Source organism: Streptomyces viridochromogenes DSM 40736, assembly GCF_000158955.1.
GTDB classification, from domain to species: Bacteria; Actinomycetota; Actinomycetes; order Streptomycetales; family Streptomycetaceae; genus Streptomyces; species Streptomyces venetus.
Window position 1 is genome coordinate 2,224,197 of record NZ_GG657757.1, and the last position, 23,259, is coordinate 2,247,455.

The window sequence follows — 23,259 nt, forward strand, 5'->3', positions numbered from 1 at the left end:
GCACGGAAGCCGCCCGTGCGGTCCTGGACGTCCCGGATCATCCGCAGGTGCTCGATGCGCTCGGCGTTGGTCTCGCCGGTGCCCATGAGCATGGTCGACGTGGACTCCACGCCCAGGCCGTGCGCGATCTCCATGATCTCCAGCCAGCGCTCGCCGGACTCCTTCAGCGGGGCGATGGCCTTGCGGGGCCGCTCCGGCAGCAGCTCGGTCGTGGAACTCGCCGGACTCCTGGAAGCCGCACAACCGGCCCACCCGGGTGGATGATGCGCCCATGAAGCCCAAACCCCACCAAAACGCCCTCCTGGACGAGCGCATCACCGGAGCGCTGGTCGGAGCGGCTGTCGGCGACGCCCTCGGCGGCCCCGTCGAGGGCTACTCCCCCGAGCAGATCCTCGAACGGCACGGCGGCCGCGTCCACGGCATCGTCGGCCCCTGGCACGGCGACGCCTGGCGCACCGCCCGCCCCCTCGCCCCGTACCACAAGGGCGACGGCCACGTCACCGACGACACCTTGATGACCCACGCCCTGGTGCGGGTCTACGCCCGGGTCCGCGACCACCTGGACGCCTACGCGGTCGCCGATCACCTCGTCCCCGACCTGATGACCGAGCCGCGCTGGATCCCGGAACTGGAGACCGAGGCCCTCCCCCTCCAGCGGATCTTCCTGGCGGAGAAGTGGCTGGTGACGAGGATCCACTACGGCCACGCCGACCCGCGCGAGGCCGGCACCGGCAACATCGTCAACTGCGGTGCGGCGATGTACATGGCCCCGGTCGGCCTGGTCAACGCGGCCAACCCGCGGGCGGCGTACGCGGAGGCCCTGGACGTCGCCGGCGCGCACCAGTCGTCGTACGGCCGTGAGGCGGCGGGTGTCCTGGCCGCGGCGGTGGCGGCGGCGTGCGCCCCGGGAGCGACGCCGGACTCGGTCATCTCGACCTGCCTGTCCCTGGCGAAGGACGGCACCCGCACGGCCATCGAGCGGGTCTGCGAGGAGGCCTCCCGCCACACCGACTTCGAGTCGGCGCTCGCACCCCTGCGTGCGGCGGTGACTCCGTACGACACGGTCGGCCCCGACTACCGCTCCCCCTCCCTCGGCGCCCGCCGCCCCTCCCGCCTGCACGCGATCGAGGAACTCCCCATCGCCCTGGGCATGCTGCTCATCTCCCGGGGCGACTACCGCCACGCGGTCCTCGGCGCCGTGAACTACGGCCGGGACTGCGACTCCATCGCCACGATGGCCGGAGCGCTGGCCGGGGCCCTGGGCTCACCGCCCCCCGAGGACTGGGCCAAGGCGATCGCGGAGGCCAGCCGCCTGGACCTCTGGGAACCGGCGGCCACGCTCAGCGAGGTCACCCGCGAGATCTTCACCCGGGACGTGACCCGCCGCCGCACCCACGAACGAGCCTTCGCGTCCCTCGGAGGACCGGAATGCTCCGACTGACCTGGGTCCAGCCGGAAGACCTGATCGGCCACGAACTGCGCCAGGCAGCCCAGGACGGGCGCGAGCCGTCGGCGATCGCGTCCCGCTGGAGAGCGGCAGGCGGCCCGGACGCCCCCCTCACGGCAGGCGCGTCCCCCACCCCGGCCTCCCGCTACCTCCGCCGACTGGCAAACGACCTCCTCGACGAACTGACCGACCTCCCCAGCACATTGTCGGAAGACGAACCAACAGCCCTGGAAACCATCAGAGCAGCCTGCCCCCAATGGCCGCCCCCGCCTGCGGCCAAGCGACCGCCATCTGCGGGCAAGCGACCGCCGTCTGCGGGCAGTCGTGCCGCTGGGGCGGCACGGGTGGGCGCAGACTGCACCCCGCCGGCGCCGGTGAGCGCCCCCACCCCCACCTCGGCCACCACCCCGCAGCACCTCGAAGCCGCCTGGCTGGGCAGAGCCACCGGCTGCCTCCTGGGCAAACCAGTCGAAAAACTCCCCCTCGACGGCATCCGCCAACTGGCCAGATCCACCGGCAACTGGCCCCTCACCACCTACTTCACAGCCAGGGGCGTCCCCGAGGACCTCCTCCGGAAGCACCCTTGGAACCGCCGCTCGGCGAACAACTCCCTCGCCGAGAACATCGACGGCATGCCCGAGGACGACGACCTCAACTACCCCCTCCTCAACCTCCTCGTCCTCGGGCGCCACGGCAGAACCTTCACCACCACGGACGTGGCCCGCACCTGGCTGGAGGAACTCCCCGCCGCCCGCACCTTCACCGCCGAACGCATCGCCTACCGCAACCTCCTCACCGGCCTGGAACCCCCGCACACCGCCCGCCACCGCAACCCGTTCCGCGAATGGATCGGCGCCCTGATCCGGGCCGACGTCCACGGCTGGACCAACCCCGGCGACCCGGCCGCCGCCGCGGAACAGGCCCACCGCGACGCCACCCTCACCCACACCGCCAACGGCGTCTACGCGGCGATGTTCACGGCGGCCACCATCGCGACGGCCGCGACCCGCGAACACGACATCCACACCTGCCTCCGCACCGGCCTCACCGTCGTGCCCCCGCGCTCCCGCCTCGCCCGAGCCGTCCGCCACGCCATCCGACTGGCGGGCGAGCACGAGGACTTCGACACGGTCGTCGACGAACTCCACGCCACCCACGCCCGCACGTACCACTGGGTGCACGCCGTCCCCAACACCGCCCTGATCGCCGCCGCCCTCACCCATGCGAACGGCGACTTCTCCGGCTCCATCTGCCGTGCCGTGAGCGGCGGTTGGGACACCGACTCGAGCGGCGCGACCACCGGCGGCATCGCGGCCCTCCTCGCCGGCTCGCCCTCCGCACTCCCCGACCGCTGGACGGCCCCCCTGAAGAACCGGCTCTCCACCTCCGTCGGCGACTTCAACGGCATCGGCTTCGACACCCTCGCCCACCTCACCGACCGGGAGGCCCACCGCCCATGACCGCGCCCACGACCGCGCCCGTCTCCGCGCCCATGACCGCTCCCCTCACCGGCCTCCGCGTCCTCGACCTCGCCACCCTCTTCGCCGGCCCGCTCGCCGCCACCCTGCTCGGCGACTTCGGCGCGGAGGTCGTCAAGGTCGAGCATCCGTCGAGACCGGACCCGTCCCGCGGCCACGGTCCGTCGAAGGACGGCGTGGGCCTGTGGTGGAAGATGCTCGGCCGCAACAAGCGCACCATCACACTCGACCTGTCGAAGCCCGGCGGCCGCACCACCCTGCTGCGGCTCGCCGCCACCGCCGACGTGGTCATCGAGAACTTCCGCCCCGGCACCCTGGAGAAGTGGGACCTGGGCTGGCCGGAGCTGTCGGCCGCCAACCCGCGTCTGGTGCTGGCCCGCGTCACCGGCTTCGGCCAGTTCGGCCCCTACGCGCACCGCCCCGGCTTCGGCACCCTCGCCGAGGCGATGAGCGGCTTCGCGGCGATCACCGGCGAACCGGACGCGCCCCCGACGCTGCCGCCGTTCGGCCTGGCCGACTCCATCGCCGGTCTGACGACGGCCTACGCCGTCATGACGGCGCTCGCCGCCCGCGACCGCACCGGCGAGGGCCAGGTCGTCGACATGGCGCTGATCGAACCGATCCTGGCCGCCCTCGGCCCCCAGCCCCTCTGGTACGACCAGCTCGGCCACGTCCAGCCCCGCACCGGCAACCGCTCCCCCAACAACGCCCCGCGCGGCGTGTACCGCACCGCCGACGGCACCTGGGTCGCCGTGTCGACGTCGGCCCAGTCGGTCGCGGAACGCGTGATGCGCCTGGTGGGCCGTCCGGAGCTGATCGACGAGCCGTGGTTCGCCACGGGCGCCGAGCGCGCCCGCCACGCCGACGTCCTGGACGAGGCGGTCGGCTCCTGGATCGCCGCGCGCACCCGCACCGACGTCATCGCGGCCTTCGAGAAGGCGGAAGCCGCGGTGGCCCCGGTCCAGGACGTCCGGGACGTGATGGCGGACCCGCAGTACCGGGCCCTGAACACCATCACCACCGTCGACGACCCGGACCTGGGCCCCCTACGGATGCAGAACGTCCTCTTCCGGCTCTCCGCCACGCCCGGCGCGATCCGCTGGGCCGGCCGCCCGCACGGCGCGGACACCGACGAGGTCCTGACCGAACTCGGCCTCACCGAGACCGACCTCAAGGCCTTGCGCACGGAGGGCGCCCTGTGACGGCGGCGCCCCCGCTCACCTGGCTCTACGCACCGGGCGACCGCCCGCACGTGGTGGCCAAGGCCCTCACCGCCGGTGCCGACGTCGTCGTCGTCGACCTGGAGGACGCGGTCGCCCCGGACCGGAAGGCGTATGCCCGCGCGGCCGCCGCCGAGCTGCTCGGCGAGCCGCAGCCCGTCCCGGTCCATGTCCGCGTCAACGCCCTCGACAGCCCCTGGGGCGAGCAGGACGTCGCCGCGATCGGCCCGGCCCCGGGTCTGTCGGGGCTGCGGCTGCCCAAGGTGGCCTCCCCGGCCGGGATCACACACATCGCGCACCGGACCACTGCCGGCCTGTACGCCTTGCTGGAGACAGCCCTCGCCGTGGAACGGGCGTACGCCATCGCCACGGCCCATCCGTGTCTCCGGGGCATCGCGCTCGGCGAGGCGGACCTGCGGGCCGACCTGGGCGTACGCGACGACGCGGGTCTCGACTGGTCACGTTCCCGGGTGGTGGTGGCGGCCCGGGCCGCGGGCCTGCCCCCGCCGGCGCAGTCGGTGCACCCGGACATCCGCGACCTGGACGGGCTGGCCGCCTCCTGCGCCCACGGCCGCGCCCTGGGCTTCCTGGGCAGGGCCGCGATCCACCCCCGCCAGCTCCCGGTGATCGAGCGGGCCTTCCTGCCCACCGAGCGGGAGATCGAAGAGGCGGAGACGGTCGTCAAGGCGGCGGCGACGGAACAGGGCGCCCGGGCCCTCCCGGACGGGCGCTTCGTCGACACGGCGGTGGTGACGGCGGCCCAGCGCACCCTGTCACTGGCACGCCGCCGGGTAGACGCGCCGAGGGGCGCCCCGGAAAGGGTCCGGGGCCCCCCCTCAAACTCGAATGTCGAACGGTTGATCCGTCAGGGCCTTTTTTCGCCGAACCCGGCCTCGTCCTTGGACTCGTCGTCGGCGTCGTCGGCGTCGGCCTTGCTCTCGCCGTCGGCCTTGCTCTCGCCGTCGGCCTGGCTCTCGTCGGTCTTGGCGTCCGCGGTGGCTTCACCGCCGGAGGCGGGCTCCACCACGGCCTCCCGGCCCGGCCGGGTCTTCGCCGACACCACGAGGTAGGCCACCGCGAGCAGGAACACGAAGATCGCGGTCCACACGTTGAGCCGGAGACCCAGGATGTGGTGGGCGTCGTCGACGCGCATGTACTCGATCCACCCACGCCCCGCGCAGTACGCGGCGACGTACAGCGCGAACGCCCGGCCGTGTCCCAGCCGGAAGCGGCGGTCCGCCCAGATGACCAGGAGCGCGACGCCGATGCACCACAGCGACTCGTACAGGAACGTCGGGTGGTAGGTGCCCGGCACCCGTCCGTCCGCGGACGAGGTGATCTCCAGGGCCCAGGGCAGGTCGGTGGGCTTGCCGTACAGCTCCTGGTTGAACCAGTTGCCCCAGCGGCCGATCGCCTGGGCGAGGGCGATGCCCGGCGCGACGGCGTCCGCGTACGCGGGCATCGGGATGCCCCGGCGCCGGCAGCCGATCCACGCACCGAGCGCGCCCAGTGCGATCGCGCCCCAGATGCCGAGGCCGCCCTCCCAGATCTTGAAGGCGTCCACCCAGTCACGGCCCTCGCTGAAGTACAGCTCGTAGTCCGTGATCACGTGGTAGAGCCGGCCGCCGACCAGGCCGAAGGGCACGGCCCAGACCGCGATGTCGGCCACCGTGCCGGCCCGCCCGCCCCGGGCGATCCAGCGCTTGTTGCCGAGCCAGACGGCAACGAAGACGCCGATGATGATGCAGAACGCGTAGCCGCGCAGCGGAATGGGGCCGAGGTACAGCACCCCGCGCGACGGGCTGGGAATGAAGGCAAGTTCCATGGCAAGGTCGACGCTACCGTGCCGGGCCGGGGCCACGGCAGGCAGCCCGGCTACGGGTCCATAACGGGGGCGTGAGAAAAGCCCTTACCCCTTGTTCTGCTCCTCCACCATCTTCTTGAACTTCGCCGGCGTCATCGTCCGGTCCTGGTAGATGTTCTCGCCGTCGAACAGCACGGTCGGCGTGCCCGAGAAACCGCCCTTGTTGAACGCCTGGTGGGACTTGGCGACCCAGGTGTTGTGCGTGCCGCTCTCGACGCACTTGCGGAAGGCGGGGGTGTCCAGGCCGTCGACCTTGCCGGCCAGCTCGATCAGCTTGGCGTTGCCGGCGTAGGCGTCGTCGACCTCCTGGGGCTGGTTCTCGAAGAGCACGTCGTGGTACGCGGCGAACTTCCCGGCGTCCTGGGCGCAGGCCGCGGCGTTGGCCGCGTTGCGGGAGCCGCTGCCGCCCATGTTGCCGTCGATGAGGGTGACCAGGTGGTACTCGACCTTGAGCTGGCCGGCGTCGGTCAGCTCGTGGATCACCGGCCGGTACGCCGTCTCGAAGGACTTGCAGGCCGGGCAGCGGAAGTCCTCCCAGACCGTGAGCGTGGACTTGGCGCTGTCCTTGCCGACCGGGATGGCGAGACCGTCCTTGCCCTGGGCTCCGGAGGGCGCCACGACCGGGCCCGAAGCCTCGCTCTCGTCGTCCTTCCCGGCGTTGGCGGCGACGACGCCGATCACCGCCGCGAGTCCCAGGACGGCGACGACGGCCCCGCCCACGATCAGCGCGCGCCGGCGCTTGTCCGCGGACTTCTGCTTCTCGCGCTCGACCGCCAGCCGCTCTCGGGCGGTGCGCTTTCCCTCACGGTTCTTCTCGCTCACACCCCGGAAACGAACCGGGGAGGCGCACCGCGCCTCCCCGGCCCCAGGTCCACCCGTAAGAGGGACCCGTATGACTTCCCTCTTACTTACGCCTGTCCGCGCACGCCCTTCGCGAGGTCGCCCGCGAGCGCCCGCACGGCTTCCAGTCCGGCCGCGTCGTCCGGGGCGTCCAGGATGGCCTTGACGAAGGCCGAGCCGACGATCACGCCGTCGGCGAAGCCGGCGACCTCGGCGGCCTGGGTGGCGTTGGAGACGCCGAGCCCGACGCAGACGGGCAGGTCGGTGCCGGTGGCGCGGGTGCGTCCCACCAGGTCCTCGGCCTGTGAGCTGACCGTCGCGCGGGTGCCGGTGACGCCCATGAGGGAGGCGGCGTAGACGAAGCCGCTGCCCGCCGCGGTGATCTGCGCGAGCCGCTCGTCCTTGCTGCTGGGCGCGACGACGAAGACGGTGGCGAGACCGTGCTTCTCCGCGTGCTCCCGCCACAGTGCCGACTCCTGCACGGGCAGGTCGGGCAGGATGCACCCGGCGCCGCCCGCCTCGGCGAGTTCGGCGGTGAACCGTTCGACGCCGTAGCGGTCGATGGGGTTCCAGTACGTCATGACGAGGATGGGCTTGCCGGTGGCGGAGTGCGCCTCGCGGACGGTGCGCATCACGTCGGCGATCTTGACGCCGCCGCGCAGGGCGATGTCGTCGGCGGTCTGGATGACGGGCCCGTCGAGGACGGGGTCGCTGTGCGGCAGGCCCACCTCGACGACGTCGGCGCCGCCGTCGATGACGGCCTTGATCGCCTCGATGCCGCCGTCCACGGTCGGGAACCCGGCCGGGAGGTAGGCGATGAGAGCGGACCGCCCCTCGGACCTGGCCGTGGCGAGGGTGTCGGCCAGCAGTCGGATGTTCCCGCTCACTTGGCGTCCCCCTCGATCTCGGCGGTGTCGGCGTCCGCGTCGGCGGCGACCTCGGCGTCGGTGTCGTAGAGGCCGAAGTAACGCGCCGCGGTGTCCATGTCCTTGTCGCCGCGACCGGACAGGTTGACCACGATCAGCCCGTCCTTGCCCAGCTCCTTGCCGACCTCCAGGGCGCCGGCCAGCGCGTGGGCGCTCTCGATGGCCGGGATGATGCCCTCGGTGCGGGACAGCAGGCGCAGGGCCTGCATGGCCGCGTCGTCGGTGACCGCGCGGTACTCGCCGCGGCCGGTGTCCTTGAGGTAGGAGTGCTCGGGGCCGATGCCCGGGTAGTCCAGGCCGGCCGAGATCGAGTAGGGCTCGGTGATCTGGCCTTCGTCGTCCTGGAGGACGTACGAGCGCGAGCCGTGCAGGATGCCGGGCTCGCCGGCGGTCAGGGTCGCCGCGTGCTCGCCGGTGTCGACGCCGTGCCCGGCGGGCTCGCAGCCGATGAGGCGTACGTCCGTGTCCGGGATGAAGGCGTGGAACAGGCCGATGGCGTTGGAGCCGCCGCCGACGCAGGCGATGGCCGCGTCGGGGAGGCGCCCGGCGCGCTCCAGGAGCTGGCGGCGGGTCTCGACGCCGATGACGCGGTGGAAGTCGCGGACCATGGCGGGGAAGGGGTGCGGGCCGGCGACCGTGCCGAAGAGGTAGTGGGTGTGGTCGACGTTCGCCACCCAGTCGCGGAACGCCTCGTTGATGGCGTCCTTGAGGGTGCGCGATCCCGACTTCACGGCGATGACCTCGGCGCCGAGCATGCGCATGCGGGCGACGTTGAGGGCCTGGCGCTGGGTGTCGATCTCGCCCATGTAGATGGTGCAGTCGAGACCGAAGAGCGCACACGCGGTGGCGGTGGCGACGCCGTGCTGGCCGGCGCCGGTCTCGGCGATGACGCGGGTCTTGCCCATGCGCTTGGTGAGCAGGGCCTGGCCGAGGACGTTGTTGATCTTGTGGGAGCCCGTGTGGTTGAGGTCCTCGCGCTTGAGGAAGACGCGGGCCCCGCCGGCGTGCTCGGCGAACCGGGGCACTTCGGTGAGGGAGCTGGGGCGGCCGGTGTAGTTGACCAGGAGGTCGTCGAGTTCCCTGGCGAACTCGGGGTCGTGCTTGGCCTTGTCGTACTCGACGGCCACCTCGTCGACGGCGGCGACGAGGGCCTCCGGGATGAACTTGCCGCCGAAGGCACCGAAGTAGCCTTCGGGGCTGGGGGTCTGCCCCTCTGGGTCCGGGATGAAGAAGTCGCTGGGCATGCGGATACCTCACGGTGAGTGGTGTTGAACGCACTAGTCGCCGTGGGGGCGGGGCTTCGTCAGTCGGCCGCCGGCCGGCTGTGGCTTGTCGCGCAGTTCCCCGCGCCCCTAAAGGGCGCGCTGCCATCGACGGCCGTTGACCTGCCCTGGTTCGTCACCGATGACGTACCTGACCCTGCGGCCGTGCACGCGGCGTGCCGGTGCGCGGCAGCCCCGGGGACGGCAGCCGCGCGCGAGGCGCGCGTGCCGGTCCACTGTGGTCACGGTGAGAGTCATCGGGGCAAGCCTAGCGGGTGATCAGCCCCGGCCGTGCCGGAGTGCGGGGTGCTCGCCCGCCGCCACCAGGTCGGAGACCGCCGTCCTGGGGTCCTTGCCGGTGACGAGGGACTCGCCGACCAGGACCGCGTCGGCGCCGGCGTTGGCGTAGGCGATGAGGTCGTGGGGGCCGCGGACGCCGGACTCGGCGATCTTGATGATGTGGTCGGGGATCTCCGGTGCCACCCGCTCGAAGGTGCCGCGGTCGACCTCGAGGGTCTTCAGGTTGCGCGCGTTGACGCCGATCACACGGGCGCCGGCGTCGACCGCGCGCTCGACCTCGTCCTCGTCGTGCACCTCGACGAGCGGGGTGAGCCCGATGGACTCGGCGCGCTCGATGAGGGACTCCAGGGCGGGCTGTTCCAGGGCCGCGACGATCAGCAGGACGACGTCGGCGCCGTAGGCCCGGGCCTCCCACAGCTGGTACGACGTGACGATGAAGTCCTTGCGCAGGACCGGGATGTCCACGCGGGAGCGGACGGCCTCCAGGTCGGCCAGCGAGCCGCCGAAGCGGCGCTGTTCGGTGAGCACGGAGATGACGGCCGCGCCGCCCGCCTCGTAGTCGGCGGCGAGCCCGGCCGGGTCGGCGATCGCGGCCAGCGCGCCCTTGGACGGGCTGGAGCGCTTGACCTCGCAGATGACCTTGACACCTTCGCCGCGCAGGGCGGCCGCACCGTCCTTGGCCGCGGGAGCCTTCGCCGCGCGCTCCTTGAGCTCGTCGAGGCTGACGCGCGCCTGCCGCTCCGCGAGGTCGGCACGGACTCCGTCGATGATCTCGTCGAGCACACTCACGCGAGCGGCCCCCTTCCAGACGGTTGCGAGTTCCAGCGACCAGTCGAAAACCGATGGTCACTGCGATGGTATCCGCAGCGGGGCGCGGGCCTCGCATCCGGTTGACGCCGGTCCCTCCCCCACCCTCGAACCAGCTTCGCATGCTCGGGCGGGAGGTGCCCCCATACTGGACATCCACCAGTTGATCAAGGATGGAGCCAGCCACCGAAGGGCAGGTTCCGGACAACCGTGAAGACCAGCAGCAACGCGCCGAGACTCCACACCGCCCCGGGACGAGGGTCGATCCGCAGCGGGCGCCCGCGGACCGCGTGGACCACCCATACGGTCCACACCACGGCGAAGCCCAGATAGCCGAGGACGGCCAGGGCGTTGTCCTGGAGCGCCGCCGGGAAGTCCCCGTGCACGAAGGCGTGCGCGCTGCGCAGTCCGCCGCAGCCGGGGCAGTACAGGCCCGTGTAGCGCAGCAGCGGGCAGACTGGGTAGTGGCCGGGTTCGTTGGGATCCACCGCGCCCACGTAGGCGAAGGCGGCCGCGACGGCCGCGAGCACCCCGGCGGGGACGGCCAGGCGCCCCGGGACGCTCCGCGTCACCCTTCGGCTGTCGGTGTTCACGGTATGCATTGTGCCCGGCACGCGCGTGAGGGGCGGCCCCGGCACCCGTGTGCCGGCCGCCCCTCACGCGACGACGCGGTGTTCCGCGGAGGTCAGCCCTCGGCGCTCGCCGGCTCGCGGTCGCCCGTCACCTGGTGCGGCTGGTGCAGGTCCCTGGGCTGGCCCAGGCCCATCATCCGCATGATGGCGCCGACGACACCACCGAGCAGCACGACGACCATGCCCGCCCAGAAGCCCACCGGCTGGTCCATCACCATGAACGCGCCCGCGACGCAGAAACCGATGAAGGCGATCGTGACACCGGTCCAGGCGGCCGGGGTGTGACCGTGGCTGCTGCCCGCCATTGCTTGCTCCTCGTTGCTGTGTGCGTGTCTGAGCAGGACGCTCAGGCTCATTGTCCCGCACGCACGCCCGCGCGGTGAGCGGGGGTACTCCCTCGGCTCCGCGTACGGTTCAGGCCCCGGTCGGGTCCTCTCCCCGGTCGAGTGCCTTCCACAGGTCCTCGGGCCGGTCCGGGTCGACGGCGGGTGCCTTGCGGCGCGGCTGGGGGGTGCCGCCCCGCTCGTAGCGGCCCGACATCGCGGGCCACAGCCGGCCGTAGCGCAGGGCGAGCAGTCCGGCCAGCAGGAGCAGCACGCCGCCGACGACCGCGACGTACGGCCAGGCCGTGTGGCTGAGGGCCGCCACGGAGGCCGTGGTGTCACCGGAGGCCTCCGCGGCCTTCTCGTCGAGGGCGGAGCCGTCGGAGGCGCCGATCAGGGCGGCGGCGACGGTGCCCGCGCCGGACAGCGCGAGCAGCGCGGCCACGACGACGCGGCCGGCCCGGCGGACGGCGAAGACGGCGACGAGCGCGGCGAGGCCCACGATGGCGAGCGCCGCGGGGACGCCCGTGACGTCGCTGCCCTTGGCGGACAGGGGGAAGGCGCCGCCGGCCACCGTCGCGGTGCCCTCCGCCCATTGCTGCCGGGAGGCGAGCAGTGCCACGGCCGCGCCGAGGGCACCGGCAAACAGCGCGACGGCGAGGCTCAGGCGGCCGGCCCGGGCGGATCCGGCGGCTTCGGGACGGGAGTGAGGTACAGCAGTCACATCCCCCACTATCGCTTGAACCCCGGGCGAACCGTCACCCGGGGGTTCGTCTCAGGCCTTTCCGAGCCGGTTCGCCGTGTGCACGGCCCGCAGGACCGCCGCCGCCTTGTTGCGGCACTCGGTGTCCTCGGCGACCGGGTCGGAGTCGGCGACGATGCCCGCTCCGGCCTGGACGTAGGCGGTGCCGTCGCGCAGCAGCGCCGTGCGGATGGCGATGGCGGTGTCGGAGTCGCCGGCGAAGTCGAGGTAGCCGACGCAGCCGCCGTAGATCCCGCGCCGGGACGGTTCGAGTTCGTCGATGATCTGCATGGCGCGGGGCTTCGGGGCGCCGGAGAGGGTGCCGGCCGGGAAGCAGGCGGTGAGGACGTCGAAGGCCGTGCGGCCGGCGGCGACGCGGCCGGTGACCGTCGAGACGATGTGCATGACGTGCGAGTACCGCTCGATGGACATGAAGTCCACGACCTCGACGGAGCCGGGCTCGCAGACCCGCCCCAGGTCGTTGCGGCCCAGGTCGACGAGCATGAGGTGCTCGGCGCGCTCCTTGGGGTCGGCCAGCAGTTCGTCGGCGAGGGCCTGGTCCTCCTGCGGGGTGGCGCCGCGCCAGCGGGTGCCGGCGATGGGGTGGACCATGGCCTGCCCGTCCTCGACCTTGACCAGGGCCTCGGGGGACGAGCCGGCGACGTCGAACCCGTCGAAGCGGAACAGGTACATGTACGGGGACGGGTTGGTGGCCCGCAGGACCCGGTAGACGTCCAGCGCGCTCGCGGTGCAGGGCGTCTCGAAGCGCTGGGAGGGGACCACCTGGAAGGCCTCGCCGGCCCGGATGCGCTCCTTGACGTCCTCGACGGCCTCCTGGAAGTCGGGGCCGCCCCACAGCGCGGTGTACTCGGGGAGCTCCGAGGGCGGGAGCGCGGCCGGAGGCTGGGCGACGGGGCGGGAGAGGTCGGCCTCCATGGCGTCGAGCCGGGCCACGGCGTCGGCGTGGGCCTCGTCGACGCCGGTCTCCAGGTCGTTGTGGTTGATCGCGTTGGCGATCAGCAGGACCGAGCCCTCCCAGTGGTCCATGACGGCCAGGTCGCTGGTCAGGAGCATGGTGAGCTCGGGCAGCTTCAGATCGTCGCGCTCGCCGGGGCCGATCTTCTCCAGGCGGCGGACGATGTCGTAGCCGAGGTAGCCGACCATGCCGCCGGTGAAGGGCGGCAGGCCGAGGTCCTCGGCGAGGTCGCGCGGGGTGTGCAGGGCCTCGATGGTGGCGCGCAGGGCGGCGAGCGGGTCACCGCCGGCGGGGACGCCGACGGGCGGGGTGCCGAGCCAGTGCGCCTGCCCGTCGCGCTCCGTCAGGGTGGCGGCGCTGCGGACGCCCACGAACGAGTAGCGGGACCACGAGCGGCCGTTCTCCGCGGACTCCAGCAGGAAGGTGCCGGGGCGCTCGGCGGCGAGCTTGCGGTAGAGCGCGACCGGAGTGTCGCCGTCGGCGAGGAGTTTGCGGGTGACCGGGATGACCCGCCGGTCGGCGGCGAGCTTGCGGAACGTCTCGAGGTCCATGGCGGCTGACCTTACTGATCCGTCGCGGAGTCTTCGCAGCCGCCGTCCCCGTCCTTGAGCAGGACGTCCTCGTCGAAGCAGGTGCGGGCTCCGGTGTGGCAGGCGGCGCCGACCTGGTCGACCTTCACCAGGACGGTGTCGGCGTCGCAGTCGAGGGCGACGGACTTCACCCACTGGAAGTGGCCGGAGGTGTCGCCCTTGACCCAGTACTCCTGGCGGCTGCGGGACCAGTAGGTGCACCGGCCGGTGGTCAGGGTGCGGTGCAGCGCCTCGTCGTCCATCCAGCCGAGCATCAGCACCTCTCCGGTGTCGTACTGCTGGGCGATGGCGGGCAGGAGGCCGTCGCTGCTGCGCTTGAGGCGGGCGGCGATCTCCGGGTCGAGGCGGCTGGGCCGGGGGGACGTGCTGGTCATGCCGACCATTGTGCCGCGCGCCACTGACAGGCCTGGTGGAGTGTCCACTGGGCGGACCTTCCGCGCGGTCGTAGGCTTGCCGCATGTCGACCCATGCCAAGCGTGAACGACTTCTCCTCGCCGACCTGTTGGAGACCGCGGGTCCGGACGCGCCCACCCTCTGCGAGGGCTGGACGACCCGGGACCTCGCCGCGCACGTGGTGGTGCGCGAACGCCGGCCGGACGCCGCGGGCGGGATACTGATCAAGCAGCTCGCGCCGCGCCTGGACCGGGTGATGGCGGAGTACACCGGCAAGCCGTACGAGGAGCTGATCCAGCTGATCCGTACGGGGCCGCCGCGTTTCTCCCCCTTCTCGCTCAAGCCGGTCGACGAGGCGTCGAACATCATCGAGTTCTACGTCCACACGGAAGACGTCCGCCGGGCCCAGCCGGACTGGTCCGCGCGCGAGCTCGACGCGGTGTTCCAGGACGCCCTGTGGTCCCGGCTGGAGCGCACGGCCCGCCTGATGGGCCGAGGCGTGCCGACGGGCCTGGTGCTGCGGCGCCCGGACGGCCAGACGGTGGTCGCCCACCGCGGTACGCCGGTGGTCACGGTGACCGGCGAGCCGTCGGAGCTGGTGCTGTTCTCGTACGGCCGGCAGAGCAAGGCGAAGGTCGAGCTGGACGGTGACGAGGCCGCGATCGCGAAGCTGCACGAGACGAAGCAGCTCGGGATCTGAGAAGCGCCGCGCGCACGGGAGAGCCCCGGTCGCCTCACGCGGCCGGGGCTCCACACACGGCCGGTGTCACCGCACGGGGTGTCCGGCCTCCCGCAGCGTCTCCTTGACCTGGCCGATGCGCAGGTCGCCGAAGTGGAACACGGACGCCGCCAGCACCGCGTCCGCGCCGGCCTCGATCGCCGGCGGGAAGTCCTTCAGCCTGCCCGCGCCGCCCGAGGCGATGACCGGGACGGTGACGTGCCCCCGCACGGCCTGGATCATCTCCAGGTCGTAGCCGTCCTTGGTGCCGTCCGCGTCCATCGAGTTGAGCAGGATCTCGCCCGCGCCGAGTTCGGCGGCCTGATGCGCCCACTCGACGGCGTCGATGCCGGTGCCGCGGCGGCCGCCGTGGGTGGTCACCTCGAAGGAGCCGGACTCCGTGCGACGGGCGTCCACCGAGAGGACGAGGACCTGGCGGCCGAAGCGTTCCGCGATCTCGCGTATCAGCTCCGGGCGGGCGATCGCGGCCGTGTTGACGCCGACCTTGTCCGCACCGGCCCGCAGCAGCTTGTCCACGTCCTCGGCGGTACGCACGCCGCCGCCGACGGTGAGCGGGATGAACACCTGCTCGGCCGTGCGGCGCACCACGTCGTACGTCGTCTCGCGGTTGCCCGACGAGGCGGTGATGTCCAGGAACGTCAGCTCGTCGGCGCCCTCGGTGTCGTACACCTTGGCCATCTCGACGGGGTCGCCCGCGTCGCGCAGGTTCTGGAAGTTGACGCCCTTGACGACCCGGCCGTTGTCCACGTCCAGGCAGGGGATGACTCGGACCGCCAGGGTCATGAAGTCACGGCTCCTCTGAATGCTTCGATCTCCACGGACACCAGCACACGCGGATCGATGAAGCCCTCCACGACCAGGAAGGTCGCGACCGGGCGCGCGGTGTCGAACAGTTCCTTGTGCGCGCGGCCCACCTCGTCGAGATCGCGCGCGTGCGCCAGGTACATGCGGGTGCGGATCACCGACGCGGCACCGAGCCCGAACTCGGCGACCGCGTCGAGCGCGCTGGTGAAGGCCACCTTCGCCTGCTCGTACGGATCCCCCTCCCCGTACAGCACGCTGCCCTTGAAGGACGTGGTGCCCGCCACCAGCACGTGGTCGCCCGCCGCGACGGCACGTGCAAAACCGAAGGACTCTTCCCAGGGACTTCCGCTCTGCACTCGCCGTACGGCATCACTCATGACGACACTGCCTCCAAGGCCTCTTCCAGGGTGAACGCCTTCGCGTACAGCGCCTTCCCTACGATCGCGCCCTCGACACCGAGGGGGACGAGGCCGGCGATGGCCCGGAGGTCGTCCAGCGAGGACACGCCGCCGGAGGCCACGACCGGACGGTCCGTCGCGGCACACACATTGCGCAGCAGCTCCAGGTTCGGTCCCTGGAGCGTGCCGTCCTTGGCGATGTCGGTGACGACGTAGCGGGCACAGCCCTCCTTGTCGAGGCGCTCCAGCGTCTCGTAGAGGTCGCCGCCGTCCCGGGTCCAGCCGCGGCCGCGCAGGGTCGTGCCCCGGACGTCCAGGCCCACCGCGATCTTGTCGCCGTGCTCGGCGATGACCTTGGCGACCCACTCGGGGGTCTCCAGGGCGGCCGTGCCGAGGTTCACGCGCTTGCAGCCGGTGGCGAGGGCGGCGGCGAGGGTGTCGTCGTCGCGGATGCCGCCGGACAGCTCCACCTTGATGTCCATCGCCTTGGCGACCTCGGCGATCAGCTCGCGGTTGTTCCCGGTGCCGAACGCGGCGTCCAGGTCGACCAGGTGCAGCCACTCGGCGCCGGACCGCTGCCAGGCGAGAGCGGCCTCCAGGGGCGAGCCGTAGGAGGTCTCCGTACCGGACTCGCCGTGCACCAGGCGGACCGCCTGGCCGTCACGGACGTCGACGGCGGGGAGGAGTTCGAGCTTCGAAGCCATCTCAGAGGGTTCCGATCCAGTTGTTCAGCAGCTGCGCTCCGGCGTCGCCGGACTTCTCGGGGTGGAACTGCGTGGCCCACAGGACGCCGTTCTCGACGGCCGCGACGAACGGCTTGCCGTGCGTGGACCAGGTGACCTTGGGGGGCTCGATCGTCGGGTTGTGGGTCTCCAGCGACCAGTCGTGGACGGCGTAGGAGTGCACGAAGTAGAAGCGCGCGTCCGCATGCAGGCCGGCGAACAGCTGCGAGCCGGCCGGGGCGTCCACGGTGTTCCAGCCCATGTGGGGCACGATCTCGGCCTGGAGCGGCTCGACCGAGCCGGGCCACTCGTCGAGGCCCTCGGTCTCCACGCCGTGCTCGATGCCGCGCGCGAAGAGGATCTGCATGCCGACGCAGATGCCCATGACCGGGCGGCCGCCGGACAGCCGGCGGTCGACGATCCAGTCCCCGCGCGCCTCGCGCAGGCCCTTCATGCAGGAGGCGAAGGCGCCGACGCCGGGCACGAGCAGCCCGTCGGCGTTCATGGCCTTGTCGTAGTCACGGGTGATCTCGACGTCGGCTCCGGTGCGCGCGAGGGCACGCTCGGCGGAGCGGACGTTGCCGAAGCCGTAGTCGAACACGACCACCTTCTTCGGGCTGCTCAATTCCACACCTCCAGCCTCACGACACCGGCGGCCAGGCACATCGCGGCGCCGATCGACAGCAGCACGATCAGGCCCTTGGGCATCTTCTGCTTGACGAAGGAGTAGATCCCGCCGACGAGGAACAGGCCGACGACGATCAGCAGGGTCGAGGTGCCGTTCACAGGGCGCCCTTCGTGGAGGGGAGGATGCCGGCCGCGCGCGGGTCGCGCTCCGACGCGTAGCGCAGGGCCCGGGCCAGCGCCTTGAACTGGCACTCCACGATGTGGTGCGCGTTGCGGCCGTAGGGCACGTGCACGTGCAGCGCGATCTGGGCCTGGGCCACGAAGGACTCCAGGATGTGCCGGGTCATGGTGGTGTCGTACTCGCCGATCATCGGCGCCATCTTCTCGGGCTCGGTGTGCACGAGGTAGGGGCGGCCGGACAGGTCGACGGTGACCTGGGCGAGGGACTCGTCCAGCGGGACGGTGCAGTTGCCGAAGCGGTAGATGCCGACCTTGTCGCCGAGGGCCTGCTTGAAGGCGGCGCCGAGCGCGAGGGCGGTGTCCTCGATGGTGTGGTGCGAGTCGATGTGCAGGTCGCCCTCGGTCTTCACGGTCAGGTCGAACAGACCGTGCCGGCCGAGCTGGTCGAGCATGTGGTCGTAGAAGCCGACGCCGGTGGAGATCTCCGTCTTGCCGGTGCCGTCGAGGTCGATCTCGACGAGGACCGAGGTCTCCTTGGTCGTCCGCTCCACGCGTCCGGTGCGGCTCATGAACTCTGCTCCTTCTTCAGTGCACGTACCGCGTCGAGGAACGCGTCGTTCTCTTCGGGGGTTCCGGCGGACACCCGCAGCCATCCGGGGATGCCGTTGTCCCGGACCAGGACGCCCCGGTCGAGGATCTTCTGCCAGGCCGTGTGCGCGCCGCCCTCGCCGTCGAACCGCCCGAACTGCACGAAGTTGGCGTCGGACTCGACGACCTCGTAGCCCGTTTCGCGCAGTTCGGTGACCAGGCGGTCCCGCTCGGCCTTGAGCTGTTCGACGTAGCCGAGCAGGGTGGCGGTGTGCTCCAGGGCGGCCAGGGCGGTCGCCTGGGTGACGGCCGACAGGTGGTAGGGCAGCCGGACGAGCTGGACGGCGTCCACGACGGCCGGGTGCGCGGCGAGGTAGCCGAGGCGCAGCCCCGCCGCGCCGAACGCCTTCGACATCGTGCGGGAGACGACCAGGTTCGGGCGCTCGTCGAGCAGCGGCAGCAGCGAGTCGCCGTGGCTGAACTCGATGTACGCCTCGTCGACCACGACCATCGACGGCTTGGCCGCCTGGGCGGCCTCGTACAGCGCGAGGACGGTCTCGGGCGGAACCGCGTTGCCGGTCGGGTTGTTGGGGGTGGTGATGAAGACGACGTCCGGCCGGTTCTCGGCGATGGCCTTCTCGGCCGCCGCCAGGTCGATCGTGAAGTCCTCGTTCCGGGGGCCGGAGATCCAGCCCGTGCCGGTACCGCGCGCGATGAGCCCGTGCATCGAGTACGACGGCTCGAAGCCGATCGCGGTACGGCCCGGCCCGCCGAAGGTCTGGAGCAGCTGCTGGATGACCTCGTTGGATCCGTTGGCGGCCCAGACGTTGGCCGGGCCGACCTGGTGGCCGGAGGTGTCCGTCAGGTACTCGGCGAGCTTGGTGCGCAGCTCGACCGCGTCCCGGTCCGGGTAGCGGTTGAGGTTCCGGGCCGCCTCGCGGACCCGCTCGGCGATGCGCTCGACCAGCGGCTCGGGCAGCGGGTAGGGGTTCTCGTTGGTGTTCAGCCGTACGGGGACGTCCAGCTGGGGCGCGCCGTAGGGGGACTTGCCGCGCAGCTCGTCCCGTACGGGGAGATCGTCGATGCGTACGTCGTTCACTTGCTCTCGGGCACCTTCCAACCGAACCTTGCCTTGATCGCCGCGCCGTGCGCGGGCAGGTCCTCCGCCTCCGCCAGCGTCACCACGTGATGCGCGACCTCGGCCAGCGCGTCCCGCGTGTAGTCGACGATGTGGATGCCGCGCAGGAAGGACTGGACGGACAGGCCCGAGGAGTGGCAGGCGCAGCCGCCGGTGGGCAGGACGTGGTTGGAGCCGGCCGCGTAGTCGCCGAGGGAGACCGGGGCCCAGGGGCCGATGAAGATCGCGCCGGCGTTGCGGACCCGGTCGGCCACGGCCGCGGCGTCGGCCGTCTGGATCTCCAGGTGCTCGGCGCCGTACGCGTCGACCACCCTGAGGCCCTCGTCGATGCCGTCGACCAGGACGATCGCGGACTGCTTGCCGGACAGGGCGGGGACGATCCGGTCGTCGACGTGCCTGGTGGCGGCGACCTGCGGCTCCAGCTCCTTCTCCACGGCGTCCGCGAGCTCGACGGAGTCCGTGACGAGGACGGCGGCGGCCAGCGGGTCGTGCTCGGCCTGGCTGATCAGGTCGGAGGCGACGTGCACCGGGTCGGCCGTGTCGTCGGCGAGGACCGCGATCTCGGTCGGGCCGGCCTCGGCGTCGATGCCGATCTTGCCGGTGAAGTAGCGCTTGGCGGCGGCGACCCAGATGTTGCCGGGGCCGGTGACCATGTTCGCGGGCGCGCAGGACTCGGTGCCGTGGGCGAACATCGCGACGGCCGTGGCACCGCCGGCCGCGTACACCTCGTCGACGCCGAGCAGCGCGCAGGCGGCCAGGATGGTCGGGTGCGGCAGGCCGCCGAACTCGGCCTGCGCGGGTGAGGCGAGGGCGATCGACTCGACGCCGGCCTCCTGCGCGGGCACCACGTTCATGATCACGGAGGACGGGTACACGGAGCGGCCGCCGGGCGCGTACAGCCCGACCCGCTCGACCGGCACCCACTTCTCGGTCACGGAGCCGCCGGGTACCACCTGGGTGGTGTGCGTGCCGCGGCGCTGCTCGCGGTGGACGATCCGGGCGCGGCGGATGGACTCCTCCAGGGCCGCGCGCACGGCCGGGTCGAGCTCCTCCAGCGCGCGGCCGAGCGCGGCGGCCGGCACCCGTACCTGGTCGAGCCTGACCCCGTCGAACCGCTCGGCGAACTCGATCAGCGCCGCGTCGCCCCGATGATGCACGTCCTCGCAGATCGGACGCACCTTCTCCAGGGCGGCCGCAACGTCGAAGTCGGCTCGGGGCAGCAGGTCACGCAGGGCGGGGCCCTCGGGAAGGGCGTCGCCGCGCAGATCGATTCGGGAGATCACGTGCTCAATTCTCTCAGACCCCGATGACGGGCCGTGCGCTCGTATCAATGGCTGATACAGAACGCCGCGGAAACCCGGAGGATCACGGGGGTGGGGGTGTGGGGGTGTCCCCCGCAAAGCACAGCACGTTTCGCGTTCGGGTCGTCACCCAGCGGGCATGAACAGTTGTACGAAGATCTGAACTCGCGAGTACCCGGGGAGGAAGGAAGAGACGTGACCGAGGGGGCCGGCGTGCGTGCCGGGGAGCTGCCCGAGGACCTGACCGCGGCCGAGGCCGGTATGTGGCAGGCCTTCCGCAACGGCACGGTGTACGACCTGAGCAGCGGCGATCCCGTGGTGGACGATCCGCACGGCGGTCATCCGTGGGGCGAGGAGCGGGCCGTGCGGGCGCGGATCGTCTGCTGGCTGCTGCTCGACGGCCCGCCCGCCCTGGCCGGCCGGGTGTCCTCGCTGAAGCTGGTCGGCGTGCGGGTCAGCGGCTCGCTGGACCTCGCGGGCGGCACGGTGGTGCCCTATGTCGAGATGCGCCGGTGCCGGTTCGAGGAGGACGTGCTGGTGCCCGAGGCCCGCTTCACGACGCTGCGGATGGTGGACTGCTCGGTGCCGCGGCTGGAGGCGGCCCGGGTGCACACGGAGGGCGATCTGCACCTGCCGCGCTGCCGCTTCCACCGCGGTATCCGTCTCACCGACGCGCAGATCGGCACGGACCTGATGCTCAACCAGGCGGTGGTGCAGCGGGACCGCAGCGGCCGGTCGGTCGCCGCGGACGGCATGACCGTCGGCCAGGACTTACAGGCCGAGCTGCTGGAGTCGCACGGCGAGCTGAGCCTGCGCGCCGCCACTGTCGGTGTCTCGCTGAGCCTGCGCGGCGCCCGGCTGGCCAACCCGTACGCGCGGCTCGCGCTGAACGCCCCGCAGCTGACCGTCGAGCGCAGTCTGTATCTGACGCCGGCGGGGGTCGGCGCCCAGGCGATGAGCGGGATGACCCCGGCGCAGGGGACCCGGATCCAGCGGTTCGCGTGTGAGGGCGGGATCCGGCTGGACGACGGGCGGTTCGGCGACGCCGTCGACTTCGAGCAGGCCAGGTTCACCCTCACCGACGACCAGGAGCTGTCGCTGCGCCGGGTGCAGACGCCGGAGCTGCGCTTCCTCGGGGAGCATCCGGAGCGAGGGCGGGTGGTGCTGTCGGGGGCGAAGATCATCAACCTGATGGACCGGGCGGACGCCTGGCCGGGCCCGGGGCGGCTGCACATGGGCGGTTTCGCCTACGAGAACCTCGTGCCGCGCGGGCCGTTCCCGCTGGCCGAGCGGCTGGACTGGGTCGCGGCGGCGACCGCCGAGTACAACCCGGAGCCGTACGAGCGGCTGGCGGCGGTGCTGCGGGCCGGCGGGGAGGACGAGGACGCCCGCGAGGTGCTGCTCGCCAAGCAGCGCCGGCACCGCGAGAGCCTGCCGTTCGCCGCCAAGCTCTGGGGCTACGCCCAGGACTGGACGGTCGCCTACGGGTACCGGCCGGGCCGGGCCGCGGTGTGGATGGCGGTGCTGTGGGCGGCGGGCTCGCTCGCCTTCGCGCAGTCCGGGCATCCGCCGATGAAGCGGGGCGAGCATCCGGAGTGGAGCCCCGCGCTGTTCACCCTCGATCTGCTGCTGCCGGTCATCGACCTGGGCCAGGTGGGGTTCTGGCAGCTGCGCGGCGGCTGGCAGTGGCTGGCGACGGCGATGATCCTGCTGGGCTGGATCCTGGCGACGACGGTGGCGGCGGGGGCGACGCGGTTGCTGCGACGCAGCTGATGGTCCCGGGCCGTTCGCGCGACTCATGGTGCTGGTGTGACCACAGTTGTTGAACTGTCACAGCTTTGCCTTCTCTTGACCACGCGGCGTACAACTTTCCGCAAGTTCCATGAACGTACTGGCGCCGCCCTGACCAGCGGACTTTCAATGGTCAGCACCATGGCTCTGCAGCTGCCGTTCATCCGCCCGAGCCGGATGACAAGGACCGCCTCCCACCTCGCCGGCGGACCGTTCACCGACGACGAGGTGCTGCTCGACGCGCCCGACGCCCGGCTCAGTCCGGCTCTGGTCGCCGCCGCCCGGGGCGATCACGGACCGGCGGCCGTGCTGCTCCAGGCCACGCGCGCGGCGGCCGAGTGGGAGCGGCGCGACCGGTACGTGACCCGGCTGGCCGCCTTCGCCCGCTCGCGCCCCGAGTGGCTGGACGCCTGGCTCGCCACCGCCCCGAAGGACCCGGACGCGCTGCTGGTCGGGGCCCAGCTGGCGGTGGACCGCGCCTGGCAGTCCCCGGCCCGGGCCGAGGTGCTGCGCGAGGTGAGCCCGCTGATCACGGCCGCGGCCCGGGGCGACCAGCGGGACCCGGTGCCGTGGCGGCTCGCGCTCGACCACGCCCGGGGCGCCCAGGCCGGGCACAAGTACTTCGAGGAGCTGTGGGCGGCCGCCGTCCGCCGCGCCCCGCACCACTACGGGTGCCATGTGGCGGCCCTGCGCTACCTGGCAACCTACTGGCACGGCTCGCACCACGAGTGTTTCGACTTCGCCGACCGGGCCGCGCAGGACGCGCCCGCCGACGCGCTCGTCCAGGCCCTCCCGCTGCGGGCGGCCTTCGGCTACCTCACCGACGGCTGCGGCCCCGAAGTACCGCGCGAGCGGCTGGACACGGCCGTCGACCGGGCGATCGCGCTGTCCCCGCGGCTGCCGGCGGCCGACCCCTGGCCCGCCCGGATGCGGAACCTGCTCATCTTCGTCCTGGTGCGCCTGGAACGCTGGGCGGACGCCCGGGAACAGCTGCGCCTGAACGGGCCGTACGCCACCTCGTTCCCCTGGGACCAGGTGTCGGACGACCCGCTCCACCACTTCCTGCGAGTCCGCGACGACATCCGGGCCGGGGCGGCCGGCAGGCCCTCCGGGCATCCACGGAGTGAACGGGGCGGACGAGTCCGCTCCGGCGACCATTAGGCTTCTGCGT

General features: G+C 72.2%; 25 protein-coding genes and 2 pseudogenes. 7 read left to right on the forward strand and 20 right to left on the reverse strand.

Annotated elements, in window-relative coordinates:
- A pseudogene (locus SSQG_RS38950) lies at positions 1–221 on the reverse strand (dehypoxanthine futalosine cyclase); the annotation flags it as partial.
- A gap of 50 nt (positions 222–271) precedes the next feature.
- On the opposite strand from SSQG_RS38950, the gene SSQG_RS09730 reads away from it, so the two are divergent.
- The 4 genes and pseudogenes from SSQG_RS09730 to SSQG_RS38955 all read left to right on the forward strand — a co-directional run.
- Entirely contained in the window at positions 272–1,441 is a 1,170-nt protein-coding gene (locus SSQG_RS09730) for an ADP-ribosylglycohydrolase family protein (protein ID WP_039932261.1), read from the forward strand.
- Positions 1,429–2,907, forward strand: coding sequence for an ADP-ribosylglycohydrolase family protein (locus tag SSQG_RS09735; RefSeq protein WP_003989567.1), 1,479 nt, complete (start codon positions 1,429–1,431; stop codon positions 2,905–2,907). Before SSQG_RS09730 ends, SSQG_RS09735 begins: the two co-directional genes overlap by 13 nt.
- Positions 2,904–4,127, forward strand: a complete 1,224-nt coding sequence (locus SSQG_RS09740; protein ID WP_003989568.1) for a CaiB/BaiF CoA transferase family protein — start codon at positions 2,904–2,906, stop codon at positions 4,125–4,127. The genes SSQG_RS09735 and SSQG_RS09740 overlap by 4 nt, the downstream gene beginning before the upstream one ends.
- Positions 4,124–4,933 (forward strand): annotated as a pseudogene (locus SSQG_RS38955) (HpcH/HpaI aldolase/citrate lyase family protein); the annotation flags it as partial. The gene SSQG_RS09740 and the pseudogene SSQG_RS38955, both read left to right, overlap by 4 nt.
- 77 nt (positions 4,934–5,010) lie before the next feature.
- Here the strand turns inward: SSQG_RS38955 and lgt are convergent.
- The 11 genes from lgt to hisI all read right to left on the reverse strand — a co-directional run bounded on the left by lgt (position 5,011) and on the right by hisI (position 13,781).
- On the reverse strand, positions 5,011–5,970 hold the full coding sequence (lgt, locus tag SSQG_RS09750; protein WP_003989570.1) for a prolipoprotein diacylglyceryl transferase: 960 nt from the start codon (positions 5,968–5,970) through the stop codon (positions 5,011–5,013).
- Between the two features lie 84 nt (positions 5,971–6,054).
- Complete coding sequence (locus SSQG_RS09755) at positions 6,055–6,831, reverse strand: DsbA family protein (RefSeq protein ID WP_003989571.1); 777 nt, start codon at positions 6,829–6,831, stop codon at positions 6,055–6,057.
- Between the two features lie 86 nt (positions 6,832–6,917).
- A complete protein-coding gene (gene trpA, locus SSQG_RS09760) occupies positions 6,918–7,736 on the reverse strand; it encodes a tryptophan synthase subunit alpha (protein WP_003989572.1) in 819 nt (272 codons plus the stop codon).
- Positions 7,733–9,019, reverse strand: coding sequence for a tryptophan synthase subunit beta (gene trpB, locus SSQG_RS09765; RefSeq protein WP_003989573.1), 1,287 nt, complete (start codon positions 9,017–9,019; stop codon positions 7,733–7,735). Before trpB ends, trpA begins: the two co-directional genes overlap by 4 nt.
- A 108-nt stretch (positions 9,020–9,127) precedes the next feature.
- Positions 9,128–9,295: a tryptophan biosynthesis modulator TrpM gene (gene trpM, locus SSQG_RS43945; protein WP_425314985.1), complete on the reverse strand. Its 168-nt coding sequence runs from the start codon at positions 9,293–9,295 to the stop codon at positions 9,128–9,130.
- A gap of 21 nt (positions 9,296–9,316) precedes the next feature.
- A complete protein-coding gene (gene trpC / locus SSQG_RS09770) occupies positions 9,317–10,126 on the reverse strand; it encodes an indole-3-glycerol phosphate synthase TrpC (protein WP_003989574.1) in 810 nt (269 codons plus the stop codon).
- A gap of 185 nt (positions 10,127–10,311) precedes the next feature.
- Positions 10,312–10,746 (reverse strand): DUF2752 domain-containing protein, encoded by a 435-nt coding sequence (locus SSQG_RS09775; protein ID WP_039932263.1) that lies wholly within the window; start codon positions 10,744–10,746, stop codon positions 10,312–10,314.
- An 83-nt stretch (positions 10,747–10,829) separates the two neighbouring features.
- Entirely contained in the window at positions 10,830–11,081 is a 252-nt protein-coding gene (locus SSQG_RS09780) for an HGxxPAAW family protein (RefSeq protein WP_003989576.1), read from the reverse strand.
- 109 nt (positions 11,082–11,190) lie between these two features.
- A complete protein-coding gene (locus tag SSQG_RS09785) occupies positions 11,191–11,832 on the reverse strand; it encodes a TIGR02234 family membrane protein (RefSeq protein WP_003989577.1) in 642 nt (213 codons plus the stop codon).
- A gap of 42 nt (positions 11,833–11,874) precedes the next feature.
- Entirely contained in the window at positions 11,875–13,368 is a 1,494-nt protein-coding gene (locus tag SSQG_RS09790) for an anthranilate synthase component I (RefSeq protein WP_003989578.1), read from the reverse strand.
- Positions 13,369–13,379: 11 nt separating this feature from the next.
- A complete protein-coding gene (gene hisI, locus SSQG_RS09795; RefSeq protein WP_003989579.1) occupies positions 13,380–13,781 on the reverse strand; it encodes a phosphoribosyl-AMP cyclohydrolase in 402 nt (133 codons plus the stop codon).
- Between the two features lie 83 nt (positions 13,782–13,864).
- Here hisI and SSQG_RS09800 point away from each other — a divergent pair, with 83 nt between their 5' ends.
- A complete protein-coding gene (locus SSQG_RS09800; protein ID WP_003989580.1) occupies positions 13,865–14,500 on the forward strand; it encodes a TIGR03085 family metal-binding protein in 636 nt (211 codons plus the stop codon).
- A 66-nt stretch (positions 14,501–14,566) separates the two neighbouring features.
- Here SSQG_RS09800 and hisF read toward each other — a convergent pair whose 3' ends face one another.
- From hisF to hisD, 8 genes are read right to left on the reverse strand one after another with little or no spacing between them, the layout of a single operon-like run.
- A complete protein-coding gene (hisF, locus tag SSQG_RS09805; RefSeq protein ID WP_003989581.1) occupies positions 14,567–15,322 on the reverse strand; it encodes an imidazole glycerol phosphate synthase subunit HisF in 756 nt (251 codons plus the stop codon).
- Positions 15,319–15,720 carry a RidA family protein gene (locus tag SSQG_RS09810; RefSeq protein ID WP_003989582.1) on the reverse strand — a complete coding sequence of 134 codons (402 nt, stop codon included), beginning with the start codon at positions 15,718–15,720 and terminating at the stop codon, positions 15,319–15,321. The genes hisF and SSQG_RS09810 overlap by 4 nt, the downstream gene beginning before the upstream one ends.
- Positions 15,717–16,445, reverse strand: a complete 729-nt coding sequence (priA, locus tag SSQG_RS09815) for a bifunctional 1-(5-phosphoribosyl)-5-((5-phosphoribosylamino)methylideneamino)imidazole-4-carboxamide isomerase/phosphoribosylanthranilate isomerase PriA (protein ID WP_003989583.1) — start codon at positions 16,443–16,445, stop codon at positions 15,717–15,719. Before priA ends, SSQG_RS09810 begins: the two co-directional genes overlap by 4 nt.
- A 1-nt stretch (position 16,446) precedes the next feature.
- The gene (hisH, locus tag SSQG_RS09820) at positions 16,447–17,088 is read right to left on the reverse strand and encodes an imidazole glycerol phosphate synthase subunit HisH (protein WP_039932266.1); all 642 of its coding nucleotides are present in this window, start codon (positions 17,086–17,088) and stop codon (positions 16,447–16,449) included.
- Positions 17,085–17,249, reverse strand: a complete 165-nt coding sequence (locus SSQG_RS41735) for a hypothetical protein (protein ID WP_003989585.1) — start codon at positions 17,247–17,249, stop codon at positions 17,085–17,087. The genes hisH and SSQG_RS41735 overlap by 4 nt, the downstream gene beginning before the upstream one ends.
- Positions 17,246–17,839 carry an imidazoleglycerol-phosphate dehydratase HisB gene (gene hisB, locus SSQG_RS09830; protein ID WP_003989586.1) on the reverse strand — a complete coding sequence of 198 codons (594 nt, stop codon included), beginning with the start codon at positions 17,837–17,839 and terminating at the stop codon, positions 17,246–17,248. Before hisB ends, SSQG_RS41735 begins: the two co-directional genes overlap by 4 nt.
- Complete coding sequence (locus SSQG_RS09835) at positions 17,836–18,957, reverse strand: histidinol-phosphate transaminase (RefSeq protein WP_003989587.1); 1,122 nt, start codon at positions 18,955–18,957, stop codon at positions 17,836–17,838. Before SSQG_RS09835 ends, hisB begins: the two co-directional genes overlap by 4 nt.
- Positions 18,954–20,279 (reverse strand): histidinol dehydrogenase, encoded by a 1,326-nt coding sequence (hisD, locus tag SSQG_RS09840; RefSeq protein ID WP_003989588.1) that lies wholly within the window; start codon positions 20,277–20,279, stop codon positions 18,954–18,956. The genes SSQG_RS09835 and hisD overlap by 4 nt, the downstream gene beginning before the upstream one ends.
- Before the next feature lie 213 nt (positions 20,280–20,492).
- Here hisD and SSQG_RS09845 point away from each other — a divergent pair, with 213 nt between their 5' ends.
- Together SSQG_RS09845 and SSQG_RS09850 are read left to right on the forward strand one after the other, a co-directional pair.
- The gene (locus SSQG_RS09845; RefSeq protein WP_003989589.1) at positions 20,493–22,070 is read left to right on the forward strand and encodes a hypothetical protein; all 1,578 of its coding nucleotides are present in this window, start codon (positions 20,493–20,495) and stop codon (positions 22,068–22,070) included.
- A 147-nt stretch (positions 22,071–22,217) separates the two neighbouring features.
- Positions 22,218–23,249, forward strand: a complete 1,032-nt coding sequence (locus SSQG_RS09850; protein WP_052310254.1) for a hypothetical protein — start codon at positions 22,218–22,220, stop codon at positions 23,247–23,249.
- The last annotated feature ends 10 nt before the right edge of the window (positions 23,250–23,259 follow it).